This window comes from Sulfitobacter sp. 1A13353 (assembly GCF_043557255.1).
Lineage (GTDB): Bacteria > Pseudomonadota > Alphaproteobacteria > Rhodobacterales > Rhodobacteraceae > Sulfitobacter > Sulfitobacter faviae.
The window spans coordinates 67,638-80,172 of sequence record NZ_JBIFFS010000010.1 but is presented as its reverse complement, the minus strand read 5'-3'; the positions used below and the strand labels follow the sequence as shown (position 1 = coordinate 80,172).

Annotated in this window: 11 protein-coding genes; all 11 read right to left on the bottom strand. The window is 62.0% G+C overall.

The window, feature by feature from the left end; all coding sequences use genetic code 11:
* Positions 1 to 9: 9 nt before the first annotated feature.
* The 11 genes from ACGYLO_RS20565 to ACGYLO_RS20515 all read right to left on the bottom strand — a co-directional run bounded on the left by ACGYLO_RS20565 (position 10) and on the right by ACGYLO_RS20515 (position 12,521).
* Entirely contained in the window at positions 10 to 1,626 is a 1,617-nt protein-coding gene (locus ACGYLO_RS20565; protein WP_394377312.1) for an MFS transporter, read from the bottom strand.
* A 156-nt stretch (positions 1,627 to 1,782) separates the two neighbouring features.
* Positions 1,783 to 2,553 (bottom strand): SDR family oxidoreductase, encoded by a 771-nt coding sequence (locus ACGYLO_RS20560; protein ID WP_394377311.1) that lies wholly within the window; start codon positions 2,551 to 2,553, stop codon positions 1,783 to 1,785.
* A complete protein-coding gene (locus ACGYLO_RS20555; RefSeq protein ID WP_394377310.1) occupies positions 2,553 to 3,476 on the bottom strand; it encodes a dihydrodipicolinate synthase family protein in 924 nt (307 codons plus the stop codon). The genes ACGYLO_RS20560 and ACGYLO_RS20555 overlap by 1 nt, the downstream gene beginning before the upstream one ends.
* Before the next feature lie 8 nt (positions 3,477 to 3,484).
* Complete coding sequence (locus ACGYLO_RS20550) at positions 3,485 to 4,144, bottom strand: aspartate/glutamate racemase family protein (protein WP_394377309.1); 660 nt, start codon at positions 4,142 to 4,144, stop codon at positions 3,485 to 3,487.
* Positions 4,141 to 5,586 (bottom strand): amidohydrolase family protein, encoded by a 1,446-nt coding sequence (locus tag ACGYLO_RS20545; RefSeq protein ID WP_394377308.1) that lies wholly within the window; start codon positions 5,584 to 5,586, stop codon positions 4,141 to 4,143. Before ACGYLO_RS20545 ends, ACGYLO_RS20550 begins: the two co-directional genes overlap by 4 nt.
* Positions 5,576 to 7,018 carry an ABC transporter substrate-binding protein gene (locus ACGYLO_RS20540; protein ID WP_394377307.1) on the bottom strand — a complete coding sequence of 481 codons (1,443 nt, stop codon included), beginning with the start codon at positions 7,016 to 7,018 and terminating at the stop codon, positions 5,576 to 5,578. The genes ACGYLO_RS20545 and ACGYLO_RS20540 overlap by 11 nt, the downstream gene beginning before the upstream one ends.
* On the bottom strand, positions 7,015 to 8,049 hold the full coding sequence (locus ACGYLO_RS20535; RefSeq protein WP_394377306.1) for an ABC transporter ATP-binding protein: 1,035 nt from the start codon (positions 8,047 to 8,049) through the stop codon (positions 7,015 to 7,017). The genes ACGYLO_RS20540 and ACGYLO_RS20535 overlap by 4 nt, the downstream gene beginning before the upstream one ends.
* Positions 8,046 to 9,041 carry an ABC transporter ATP-binding protein gene (locus ACGYLO_RS20530; RefSeq protein ID WP_394377305.1) on the bottom strand — a complete coding sequence of 332 codons (996 nt, stop codon included), beginning with the start codon at positions 9,039 to 9,041 and terminating at the stop codon, positions 8,046 to 8,048. Before ACGYLO_RS20530 ends, ACGYLO_RS20535 begins: the two co-directional genes overlap by 4 nt.
* A complete protein-coding gene (locus tag ACGYLO_RS20525) occupies positions 9,041 to 9,913 on the bottom strand; it encodes an ABC transporter permease (protein ID WP_394377304.1) in 873 nt (290 codons plus the stop codon). The genes ACGYLO_RS20530 and ACGYLO_RS20525 overlap by 1 nt, the downstream gene beginning before the upstream one ends.
* A 10-nt stretch (positions 9,914 to 9,923) precedes the next feature.
* Positions 9,924 to 10,889, bottom strand: a complete 966-nt coding sequence (locus tag ACGYLO_RS20520; protein WP_394377303.1) for an ABC transporter permease — start codon at positions 10,887 to 10,889, stop codon at positions 9,924 to 9,926.
* A 72-nt stretch (positions 10,890 to 10,961) separates the two neighbouring features.
* The gene (locus ACGYLO_RS20515; RefSeq protein ID WP_394377302.1) at positions 10,962 to 12,521 is read right to left on the bottom strand and encodes an ABC transporter substrate-binding protein; all 1,560 of its coding nucleotides are present in this window, start codon (positions 12,519 to 12,521) and stop codon (positions 10,962 to 10,964) included.
* Positions 12,522 to 12,535: the final 14 nt, after the last annotated feature.

The window sequence follows — 12,535 nt, the reverse complement described above, 5'->3', positions numbered from 1 at the left end:
ATCGTGCGTTCATGCCTCCTTTTGCAACATGTCGTCACGCAATGGCACGGTTTGGCGCTCAATCATCCGATGCACTTCGGGCGGCGCGCCTCCGCGATGCAGCCGTCTGATCTGATCCGATAGCTCTGCATCTGCATTGGTCCGCCGCTCATTGTGGCGGACGTATTCGGCCCAAGTCGGCACATGATAGCTCTCACTCCAATGCTCTGGCCGGTGCAGATCGCGCAACAGCGCCCATTGCTGCGCCCCGTCGCGGATGCGCACCCGACGTCGCAGGCTCATCGCCGCAAGAAATTCCGGCACATCGGACTGGGCAATCTCATAATCGACCATGACCATCACCGGCCCGCTTCGGTAGCTGAGATCAAACCGGGTATCAGGTTCTTTGAAGCGGTTTAGGGGATCAAGGTCGAGCCCATTGAACTCCGGTAGCGGCAGCTGCAAGCCGATCAACGCTCCGATCAGGAGCATTCCGCTGGCTCCGGCGAGAGCGATTTCCGGCCCGCCTCGATCGGCGATGATCCCCCAGAGCAGACTGCCTGCCGCCATGCCCCCGAAAGTGCCGGTCTGGTAAAGCGCGATCACACGGCCAACGACCCACCGCGGCGTTGAAAGCTGTATCGTCACATTGAACATCGACAGCGACAGCACCCAGCACGCCCCGGCGAGCATCAGCGCGACGCCCGATAAAACAGACTGTGCGCTAACCGCCAACACGGCACAACTCAGGGCGAACCCCACAAAACCGCCACGCGCGATCATTTCGTTCCGAAACCGCGCGCGCAAACCCGCATTCGCCAAGGCGCCGAGGACTGCGCCCATGCCGAAACAGCCCAGCATAATGCCATAGACAAAAGCTGTCGCCTGAAGCGTCTCGCGCACTACGACCGGCAGCAGCGCCAACAGCGCTATGGCCGAAAGGCCGAACCAGAAACCGCGCAGGATGACCCGCATCAGATTGGGCGACATGGCAACATAGCGCAGCCCGGCGGAAAAGGCGCTGCCCATCGGCTCACGCGGCAAATGCGTATCTCGCAGCGGCGCTTTCCACCGAAGCAAGGCTAGAATGATCGCCACATAGCTTAGCGCGTTGACGGCAAAGGCAGTGGCGGCACCCGCGATCGCAACAATTGCCCCACCCGCGGCTGGCCCGATGCTGCGCATCAGGTTGAACCCCATAGAGTTTAGCGACACTGCCGAGGGTAATTCCTCACGGCTGACGATGTCGCCCATGGTCGCCTGCCATGACGGATTGTGCAGCGCTGTGCCGCAGCCGATAGAGAATGTAAATGCCAAGAGCAGCCAGGGCGTAAGCCAGCCCTCAAATGCCATGAAAGTCAGTAGGATGGAGACGCCGAACATAAAGCTCTGCGCAATCAACATGACCCGGCGGCGGTCAAAATTATCGGCAAAAACCCCTGCCAATAACGAGAAGATCATGATTGGCAGGGCGACAGACCCCTGCACCAACGCCACCATATTCTGCGAGTCCGACAAGGAGGTCATAAGCCACGCTGCACCTACTGCCTGCACCAGACCGCCAAAGTTCGACGCAAGCGCGGCAATCCATAGCGAGCGAAATGTCTGATTGCGGAAAAGGATCAGGGGCGAAACGCGGTCGGGCAAAACTAGGAGCCTCGTAAAGCTGCACCCATTGGATATGTGGTTTGTGACCTTACTGTCGATACTGCACTGTACTTTCCTGCATTAAGTACTGACAGCATGACTGATTGGTTCGACTATAGAACGCATAAGATACATTCCATTTTACTCCCCGCTTATCTAAACCCCTTTGATCGCACCCCCATCGATCCGAATACGCGACCCCGTCACATAGCTTGCACGGGCAGACGCAAGGAAGGTCACCACATCCGCGAACTCTTCGGGCTTGCCGTACCGCCCTGCTGGTATTGTGGCGCGGGACTTTGCAGAGACCTCGGCCACATCGCTGTCGGTGCGTTTGGCCGCAGCGGCATCGAGCTCGTCAACGCGTTGGGTATGGATGCGTCCGGGCATCACCACATTGACTGTGATCCCATCGCCTGCGACTTCGCTCGCCAAGGTCTTTGACCAGCCAACCACTGCCGAGCGGATCCCATTGCTGAGTGCGAGATTCGGGATCGGCTGTTCAACCCCGGATGAAGTGATCGAAATGATCCTGCCCCAGCCCTTCTCTTTCATAGCGGGCAACAGCCGCGTATTGAGGTGGAATAGATTTGCAGCCATCGCCTCAAAATGTGCGAGCCATTGGCCGCGCTCTGCGGCCTGTGCTGATCCCGGAGGCGGGCCGCCGCCGTTGTTGACGATGATATCCGCGCCCCCCTCGGAAAGCAGGCTGTCGGCCAAGGCGTCCACCTGCGTGAGGTCCGACAGGTCGCATTCAATCGGGCGCACATTTTCTATGTCTTTGGCCCAAGCTTCAATTTTGTCACAGTTGCGCGCTGCAGCGAAAACGGTGACGCCCTCAGCGGCGAGCGATTTCGCAATCGCCATGCCAAGGCCACGGCTGGCCCCCAGAACAAGTGCGCGTTTGCCAGTGATTTCGAGATCCATCAGTTCAATTCCTTCAGTCGTTCTTCTTGCCGTGCGATCAGTCGATCGACCTCGGCACGGGTGGCATCGGTCAGCGGCGCGCCGGGGCGGCGCTGCGCGTCATGGGCGATGATGCCCCGCTTCGCGAGCGTGTATTTGCGGATCGCCAGCCCCAGCCCGGGCTGCTGCTCGAAACGCGCGAGCGGCAGATAGGCGTCAAAGATGTCCTTCATCCGGTCGATCTCGCCCTTGGCATAGAGAGCCACCACGTCGGCCATCATCTCGGGATAGGCAAAGCCGGTCATCGCCCCATCGGCCCCACGCGCCATTTCCTCGGGCAGAAACAACCCGCCATTTCCGCAAAGGATCGACAGCGGGCGCGTGAGTACCCCCTCGGCGCGCAGGGCGCTGATCTTTTCCAAACCGGGCCAATCCTCGTGCTTCAGGCAGACACAAGTCGGCAGATCATTGACGATCCGCGCAATCACTTTTGGCGCGATCTGAACGCCGGTCACGAGCGGGAAATCCTGCAAAACAAAGGGCACGTCGCCCAGCAGTTCAGCGACTTGCGTGTAGTAGTTCACAATCTGATCGTCGGTGCGCAGGCTGCCCGGCGGGGCCACCATGACGCCCGCCGCGCCCAGATCCATCACTGCGCGGGTGAGCGTATCGATCTGCGCGAAGCCGGGCGCGGAGACGCCGACTACCACCGGCACACGGCCCCCCACGCGAGCTAAGATACGCGCCACAACCTCGCGGGATTCCTCGACCGTGAGCTTGGGGGCTTCGCCCATCATGCCCAGAACCGTGAGCCCCGTGGCTCCTGCCTCAAGATAGAAGTCGACCATACGGTCGCAGCTTTCCATGTCGATCCGGCCATCGGGCTGGAAGGGGGTAACGGCAATGACAAAGACGCCCTCTGCGTCTGCTGTGAGTGCGGACATGTTCTCTCCTATCGTGTCTGTTGCAGGGCGACCCGGCCAATGGCCATGGCGGTCGCGGCTTGGCAGGGTTCAACCACCGGAATGCCCAGCTGGGCTTCAAGGTCGCCGCGAAAGGCCGTCATGCCAGCGCAGCCAAGGATCAGCACATCGGCACCGGCCCCATCACGCAGGCTGGTGCCCACTGTCTTGAGCCGCTCAAAGGTGCGGGTCTCATCTGCCAGTTCCAGCACGCCCAGTTCCAGCGGTTCATCCCCGGCGAGGCGGTCCATCACGCCCATGGCGCCAAGATAGCGTATGTGACGGGGGATCGAGCGCCGCAGGATCGACAGGATGCCAAAGCGTTGGCCAAGGGTCATGGCTGTCAGCACCCCGGCCTCGGCGATGCCCAGCACGGGGCGGCTCGATTGCTCGCGCAGGGCAGCTAGGCCGGGATCAGAGAAACAGGCGACGACAAAGGCGCTGGCCTGGTCTTCTAACGCGGCGCAATGGGCCAGCATCGGGCCGACAACGCCATCAACATGGGCCTGCGTTTCGATCCCCGGCGGGCCTTCGGCCAGTGTGTGGGTGGTGATCGGCACAGGGCTAGCGGCGCGCATCGGATCAATGGTGCGGTCGATGCCTTCTGTCACATGCTGACTGCTGTTGGGGTTGATGATGTAGATCGTCATAGGTGCTCTTCTCTCTGGCCCCAAAAATCAGAAGGTAGCGCAAGATCCTGCGCGCCACCCATCCGCTCGACCATCAGCGCGGCCTCGGCGGCGGCATCGCGTAGCACCCGGGCCTCATTCAGCCGGGTGGCACGGGCGTCGCGTAGCACCATTTCACCGCCAACCATGACGTTGCTCACATCATTGCCATTGGCAAAGCAAACCAACCGATGCACTGGCATGTTGCCGGGCTGAAGATGCGGTCGGACAAGATCAATTGTGACGATATCTGCGGCCTTACCGACTTCCAGTGAGCCGATGCGGTCCTCCATACCGAGCGCCTTTGCGCCGTTGATGGTACACATCTCCAGCACCTTGCCGATGGGCAGCACATCCGCGTCACGAAAGTGCCGACGGTGGTAGTGCATCGCTTGCTGCATGTGTCGAAACATATCGCCCGAGCGGTCCGGCGCGGTGGCGTCCGAGCCGAGGCCGACGCAAACGCCCATGTCCATCATCTCGACTGCCGGGCAACGGCCCGAGATCGAGGCATTGGCCGAAGGATTATGCGCGATCTTGGTGCCTGTTTCAGCCACGGCGATCATCTCGTCATCGTGCAGGTCAATGCAATGCGACAGCAGAGCGTTCGGCCCCAATGTCCCAAGCTTCTTGGCCCGCCGGATCGAGCCGCGCCAGTGGCCGTCCTGGGTAAACACCAGCCCCTTGTCGCGGGCATGAGCCTGTACGGCTTGGGTCTGCGCGCAGGCGGCGGCGTAACTTTCCGGGGCCATGTCGCGCTCATGCTCGTCGCGCAGCACGGGGTAGAGCATAGCGATGTTGATCCGGCCCGCGTGGGTATCGTGCCAGTCCTCGGCCACGGCTTTCGCGGTGTCGAACTGCTCCTCGAAACTCACCGGATACGGGCGCCGTTCGCCGGTCTCCCAATCGGCATAGGTAATGGGATGCGGCGCGCGAGTGGGGCCTATGGCCACGACACTGCGGGTGCCGACCTCCAGTACCCCTTCGCAATGCGCCGCCGCATAGGCGGGATCGTCGCTGCGCATGATCGTATCCCCGCCGCCCAGAAGCGACACGCCGGTGGTCACGCCGAAGCGTAGCCGCTCAAGGGCTGCCAGCCGCGCTTCGGCGCGCCAGAAATCGGGGGGCGAGATCTGTGTATAGACCTCGCCGCAGATCGCCTCCCAACGATCTCCCCCATGCATGCCCATGGTCTTGATCAGACCATGCCCCGCGTGGGCATGCACATCCACAAGCCCCGGAAAGACAACATGGCCGGTGCAGTCGATGATCTCAACGGCCTCGACCTGTTCGGCCAGTTCCGCCGCTTGGCCGATGGCGACGATCCTGCCGCCCGATACGGCGATGGCGCCGTTTTCGATCACCCGCCGGTCCGCATCCATGGTGATGATCGTGCCGCCGGAAAGGAGCGTATCAGCCTGCATGGGCCACCTCCAGCAGATGCGGCAATTGCGTCACATCGATCACCCCGTCAGCGGGCATGGCGAAACCCGGATGCGCCCCCGCGATGCCAATCACCCGCAGCGGGTTGTAGAGCGTGAGCCACGCCGGGTCTTCCTGCAGCAGCTCGTAGGCTTCCTGCCAGACCCGCGCCCGCGCATCGCGGTCGGCCATCACGCGGCCCTTGTCGATCAGCGTCTCGATTTTGGGGTTGGCATAGCCCTGCCACCACGAGCCCGCCACGCGGCTGTCGATTTTTTCGTAAAGCACGCGGTAGGTGCTCATCGGGCTGCTATCAAAAACGCAGAGGTCGCGGATTTCTTTGCGGCGTACCATGTGGGCGTAGTCTTCGCGCTCGGGGTGGATGTGGACGTTAAGCGTGATCCCCACCTCCTTGAGCTGTTCACCGAGGGCGGCGGTCAGCCGCTCGGCCTCGTCCGGCAGGCGGGTCGGACAGTCGACGTCGAGCATCAGGCCATCGCCGTGCCCGGCTTCGGCCAGCAGCGCGCGGGCTTTGTCGCGGTCCATCTGGGCGCCCTGCCCCGTGCCGGCCCCAAAATGGTTCGGGCTGACGAAACCACACAAGGGACGCGCGGCGCCCTGCATCACAGTCTCGACGATGGCCTCGCGGTCCACGGCAAGGCTCAGCGCCCGGCGGACGCGGGCGTCCGCAAGCGGGCCGCGCGCGGCATTGAGCAGGTAGATGATCGCGACCGGCGAGAGAAATTCATGCCGCATCGCGCCGAGGCTGCGCGAGGCCGCGAAGTCGAGGCCATTGGCGATTTGCACCTCGCCGCGCGCCAGCATCGCTTGGCGTGCGGCCGCGTCAGGTTCCAAAAGCCATGCGATAGTCTCATTGGCCGGAGTGCCAGAGAAATGCCCCGCGACCCGCTCGGCACTGATGCGCTCGGGCGTGATCTTGGTGATCCGGTAAGGCCCGCTGCCCACCTGCGCACTATGATCGCCCGCGTCAAGCGCCGCGAAGGCCGAAGGGGCGACGATGAAACCCTGCTCCAACACGTCCAGAAGATCGGCCATCGGCGCGGTCAGCGTAACGCGAAGCCGCGTCGGGGTCAGAACCTCCAACTTGGCCCCGCCCAGAAACTGCCGCCATACCGCCGGCGCGCCCAAGGTGTAGCCCTTGTCCTCCCGCGCCATGCGATTGAGCGAGGCGGCCACCGCCTCCGAGTCGCAGGGGGTGCCGTCGTGAAAGGTCACATCTGGCTGAAGCGTGAAGGTCCAGACTGTCGCGTCCTCCGACACTTCCCAGTCCCGCGCCAGCGCGGGAGCAAACCCCTGCCCGTCTCGTTTCACCAGCGTGTCGTAGACCGCATGCAGCACCGTCAACTCATCATTGGCGTCGGTGCAGTCATGCGGGTCGTGAAGGCCCAGCCGAGCCTGTGCGATCAAAGTCATACGACATCCCTTTCCGGCTCATCAATCAGGTGGCAGGCAACGCTCTGGCCGTCGCCGACATCACGCAGGGCGGGCCGTTCGGCGGCGCAACGGTCCCAAGCAAAGGGACAGCGGGTGCGGAAGCAGCAGCCCGAGGGCAGCGACAGCGCCGAGGGCACCTCGCCCGTAAGCTCGATTTCCTCTTTATCCCGCTTTTCCTTGATGCTGGGTGCAGCCGAGAGAAGGGCGCGTGTATAGGGGTGACGCGGGCGCGAAAACAGCACGTCGCGCGGGGCGTTCTCGACCATGAAACCGAGGTACATGACGCCGATCTTGTCGGCGATGTGATGCACGACCGAGAGGTCATGGCTGATGAAGAGATAGGCGAGACCGAACTCGTCGCGCAGGTCCTTCATCAGGTTCAAAATCTGTGCCTGGATCGAGACGTCGAGCGCCGAAACCGGCTCGTCCGCCACAATTAGCCCCGGGGTGACCGAAAGCGCCCGCGCGATGCCGATGCGCTGGCGCTGGCCGCCGGAGAACTGGTGTGGATAACGGCCGGCATGTTCGGCATTAAGACCGACCTTCGCCAGAAGCGCTTCGATCTTCTTCGGCACCTCGCGCCGTTCGGCGGCGGTCTTGGTCTGCTGCAGCAGCGGTTCCGCCACGATGTCGCGCACCTTCTGGCGCGGGTTCAGCGAGGCATAGGGGTCCTGGAAGATCATCTGCATCTTTGCGCGGACGGGCAACATCTGCGCAAAGTCGTGCTCGGCCACGTCCTCACCGTCAATGCGCAGTTCACCGCCCGTAGGTTTGTAGATGCGTGCAATGGTCTTGGCGACGGTAGACTTGCCACAGCCGCTCTCGCCAACCAGCGCCATGATCTCACCCCGTTCGATGGTGAAGTTCACCCCGTTGACAGCGCGGACCACAGGCTTGTCGATCCGAGGGCCCTTCTTGCCAAAGCGCAGTCGGTCAAGGACGGAACCGCCCAAGGAAAAATGCATTTCAAGATCGCGCACGTCGAGCATTGGTGCAGGGGCGTCGGTCATGCGGTGTCTCCGGGGCTGAGAGGAAAGTGACAGGCCGCCGATAGCGAGCCACGCTGTGGCATAAGATCGGGTTCAATCTCCGCACAAAGGGCCTGCGCACGCGGGCAGCGTTCGCGGAAGTTGCACCCCTTGGGCAGGTTGCGAATATCCGGCACGGTGCCGGGGATCTGTTTTAGCCGTTCGTGCCGGTTGCTGAGGTCCGGAATGCTGTCGATCAGTCCGCGCGTGTAGGGATGCGCGGGGGCCTCGATCAGCTCGCGGGTCCGGCCACGCTCCACGACGTTGCCGCAGTAAAGCACGGTGATGTGGTCGGCCATCTCCGACACGACGGCGAGATCGTGGGTGACGAGGATCATCGAGGCGCCCTTCTCGGCAATCTGGCGGCGCATCAGTTTCAGGATCTGGCTTTGGATCGTCACGTCGAGCGCGGTGGTCGGCTCATCGGCAATGATCAATCGCGGCCGCGCCAGCAGGGCGATGGCGATCACTACGCGCTGGCGCATGCCGCCCGAGAACTGGTGCGGATAGGCTTTCAGCCGTTCTGCCGCGCGGCTGATGCCGACGCTCTCCAACATCTCGACACAGGTGGCATGACGTGCCTCGGCGTCAAGATCGCTGTGCAAGCGCAACACCTCGTCCATCTGCCGACCCACGCTGTGCAGCGGGTTGAGCGAGGTCATCGGGTCTTGAAACACCATCGAGATCTCGCGGCCCCGGATCTCGCGGAGACGCGCCTCCCCTGCCTTCACAAGATCTTCGCCGTCGAGCAGGATCTCCCCGCCCTCGATCTTGCCGGGGCTATCGATCAGCCCGAGGATGGAGAAGCCAACAACCGACTTGCCCCCGCCGCTCTCGCCAACAAGGCCCATGACCTCGCCCGCCGCTATGTCGAAGCTGACGCCGTTCACGGCTTTCACAGTGCCCGCGAAGGTGTGGAAATGGGTGCGCAGATCACGCACTTCGAGCAGTTTGTGTCGTGCCGTGTCGCGCATCATTTTAGCCTCGGGTTCAGTTCGTCACGTAGGAAATCGCCAAAGAGGTTGATGCCGAAGACCAGCATCATGATCGCCACGCCGGGGAAAACGCTGGTCCACCACAGACCGGAGAACAGCACGTCGAAACCGTTCTTGATCAGCAGCCCCAGCGAGGGCTGGGTGATCGGCACGCCGACCCCGAGGAATGACAGCGAGGCTTCGATCAGCACGAAGGTGCCCACCTGGATCGTCGCGATGACGATGAGCGGCGTCAGCACGTTGGGGAGTACATGTTTGCGAATGATCTTGTGGTTCGGCAGGCCCGCGACCTTGGCCGCCTGCACGTATTCTTTCTCGATCTCCGACAGGGTCGAGCCGCGCACAGTGCGGGCATAGACCACCCAGCCCACCGCCGTCAGCGCGATCAGCACCTTGTCGATGCCGGTGCCCACCGCGGACATCAAGAACAGTGCGATCAGGATCGAGGGGAAGGAAAGCTGTATGTCGGCGACGCGCATGATGACACTGTCGACGAGGCCGCCGTAGAACCCCGCGATCAGCCCTAGAAGGGTGCCGATGAAGCAAGAGGCCACCATGGCCACAAGCCCAATGAACAACGAAATCCGCGCGCCGTAGAGGATCGAGGCCCAGACGTCGCGCCCCTGCCCGTCGGTGCCAAGCCAGAACTGCGGATCGCCACCCTCAAGCCAGAAAGGCGGCTTGTAGCTATCCATCAGGTTCAGTGCCGCGATGTCGTAAGGGTCCTGTGCCACAAGGAAGGGACCCAAAAGCACCGCGAGGGCAAAAAACGCCATCAGCGCGCTGCCGATCATCGCCGAGGAACTGCGGCGGTAGTTGTAGAAAAACTCGGATTGGAAGAATGCCGTCATGTCGCCGCTCTCATTTCAACGTGATGCGCGGGTCGATCAACGTGTAGACGATGTCGACGAGGAAATTGATGATGACGAATATCAGCGCCACCAGCATCAGATAGACGACGATCACCGGACGGTCGGCGCGGTAAATGCTGTCGATCAAGAGCTTGCCCATGCCGGGCCAGGAGAAGATCGTCTCGGTGATCGTGGCAAAGGCGATGAGGTCGCCCAGTTGCAGACCGAAGATTGTGATGACCGGGATGAGTGCGTTTTTCAGCCCGTGTTTATAGAGCACATCGCGGCGCGTGGCGCCCTTCGCACGGGCGAACTTCATGAAATCCTGCCGCCCTACTTCCATCATGCCCGCGCGCGTCATGCGCAGCAGGATCGCCATGGTGGCGAGCGAGAGGGTCACGGCAGGCAAGATGATGTGATGCCAGCCGTCGGCGGTCAGAAGACTGATGCGCAGCCCAAAAAATTCGGCGGTATCACCGCGTCCCGAGGAGGGGAATATCCCCCAATGCACGGCAAAGAGAAAGATCAGCACCATGCCGACCCAGAAACCGGGCAGCGAAATACCCAAGAGCGAGCCCGCCATGATGGTCCGGCTGATACGGCTGTTGGGGTTCGCACCGGCATAGACACCGAGCGGAATGGCCACCGCAAGTGCCAGCGCCATGGCAACCAGCACCATCTCGACGGTGGCGGGGAGACGCTCTAATATCAGCGTCATCGCAGGCTGGCGGAAGACGTAGGAGTTGCCAAAATCGCCCTGGACGAGGCTGGTGATAAAGCGTCCGTATTGCACCAGAAGCGATTGGTCGAGCCCGAGGATACGCCGGGCCTGCGCGATTTCGGCATCGGTGGCGTCGATTGGTACAACCATGAACACCGGATCGCCGGTGAAACTCATCATCAAAAAGACGATCACAGAGACAATCCAGAGGACGAGCGTCATCTGGATCAGACGTTTGAGCAGATATCCGAACATCGGCGGCTAAAGTCTTTCGGCAAGGAGAAGAAAGACCCCGGCAGCGCAGACCGCCGGGGTCGTAGGCGCGGCTTACTCGGCCACGTCCATGTCATAGGCCCAGATGAACTTGTCCACGCGCGGCTCAAGCATCACGCCGTCACGCTTGGCATAGATGTCCTGCTCGTAATGCACGGGGATCATCGGGATGTCGTTCAAGAGCAGCTTGGAGGCTTCTTGCAGATATTGGTCGCGCTCCTCGATGCTAGGGGTGGCGTCGGCCTTGTCGACCAACGCATCCAACTCGGGGTTGGAGTAGGAGCCACGGTTGACCTGACCGTAGCCTTCCTTTTTGTCGCGGGTGTAGAACAGCGCGCCATACATGGAGCCCGCGTCACCCGCCGGCACGTCCCAACCCGACATGATGAAGCTCGACTGCTCCGTCGGCACGCGGATGTAACCCCAGAAGTTCGACTTCGGCATGATGTTCAACTGCAAGTCGATGTTGATCTTTGCCAGCATCGAGGCCAACGCCTGCGCGATCTGCGCGTCGTTAACGTAACGGTTGTTGGTGGCGTCCAGCGTCATGGTGAAGCCGTCGGGATAGCCCGCATCTGCCATCAGCTGTTTGGCCTTCTCGATGTCCACGGGATACATCTCGCGGAAGCTCATGCCATCGGCATAGCCGATGTGGCTTTCCGGAACGAACTGGTCGCTAGGGGTCGCCAGCCCGTTCATGACGATCTTGTTGATCGCATCGGTGTCAATGGCCCGCGCGATGGCCTCGCGCACCCGCTGGTCGGTCATCGGGTTGTCACCCTCGATGGTCGGGGATTTCTCGCGCGTATCCATCGCGAGCACGACATTCAGAAGGCTCGGGCGGGTGACGACCTCAAAACCCTCTTCGCGTTTGACCCGGTCCACGTCGCGCACAGCGAGGTCTTGGATCACGTCCACTTCACCGGTCAGCAGGGCTGCCGTGCGGGTCGCGGGATTGGTGATCGGGCGGAAAGTGACCGTATCGATCTTCGGCTCCCCGGCCCAGTAATCGTCATTGGCCGTAAGGGTCAGTTTCTCTTCCTTGATCCAGCTCTCCAGTTTGTAGGGGCCGGTGCCCATCGGCTCGAGGTCCATCTTCTCGTCGCCAGTAGCTTCGGTGTATTCGCTGTCGAGGATCAGCAACTCGGCCAGGTCGTTGGGCAGCACCGCGTAGGGCTTGGGCGTCTTGATCTCGACGGTGTAATCGTCAACCGCCGTGATCGAGGCGATGTTGGCAACCAGATCGGGACGGATCGACTCGCGCGCCTTCTCTACGGTGAAGACCACATCCTCGGCGGTGAAATCATTGCCATTGTGGAATTTCACGCCCTCGCGCAGCTTGAAGCGCCATGTAGTATCGTCGACATTCTCCCAGCTTTCCGCGAGGCCGGGCCCGAAAGACAGATCGGCGCTGCGCTTCACCAGCGGGTCGTAGAGGTGGTAGTACATGATGTTGGACGACAGCTCCTCGCCCGCCAGCGGATAAAGGTGGCTCGGGTCGGCGGTGAGGCCAATGGTGACCGATTTCTCGGCCAGCGCGGCGCCCGCTGTCGTGGCCATCAAGGTCAGACCGAGGGCGCTGGCACGTAGCGCGGTTTCACTGAGATATTTCATTGCAGGTTTCTCCA

Bases quoted from the DNA above. Each gene is read 5' to 3' on its own strand.
- ACGYLO_RS20560 (WP_394377311.1), bottom strand. From the start codon at position 2,553: ATGGATCTCGAAATCACTGGCAAACGCGCACTTGTTCTGGGGGCCAGC.
- ACGYLO_RS20555 (WP_394377310.1), bottom strand. From the start codon at position 3,476: ATGTCCGCACTCACAGCAGACGCAGAGGGCGTCTTTGTCATTGCCGTT.
- ACGYLO_RS20550 (WP_394377309.1), bottom strand. From the start codon at position 4,144: ATGACGATCTACATCATCAACCCCAACAGCAGTCAGCATGTGACAGAA.
- ACGYLO_RS20545 (WP_394377308.1), bottom strand. From the start codon at position 5,586: ATGCAGGCTGATACGCTCCTTTCCGGCGGCACGATCATCACCATGGAT.
- ACGYLO_RS20540 (WP_394377307.1), bottom strand. From the start codon at position 7,018: ATGACTTTGATCGCACAGGCTCGGCTGGGCCTTCACGACCCGCATGAC.
- ACGYLO_RS20535 (WP_394377306.1), bottom strand. From the start codon at position 8,049: ATGACCGACGCCCCTGCACCAATGCTCGACGTGCGCGATCTTGAAATG.
- ACGYLO_RS20530 (WP_394377305.1), bottom strand. From the start codon at position 9,041: ATGCGCGACACGGCACGACACAAACTGCTCGAAGTGCGTGATCTGCGC.
- ACGYLO_RS20525 (WP_394377304.1), bottom strand. From the start codon at position 9,913: ATGACGGCATTCTTCCAATCCGAGTTTTTCTACAACTACCGCCGCAGT.
- ACGYLO_RS20520 (WP_394377303.1), bottom strand. From the start codon at position 10,889: ATGTTCGGATATCTGCTCAAACGTCTGATCCAGATGACGCTCGTCCTC.
- ACGYLO_RS20515 (WP_394377302.1), bottom strand. From the start codon at position 12,521: ATGAAATATCTCAGTGAAACCGCGCTACGTGCCAGCGCCCTCGGTCTG.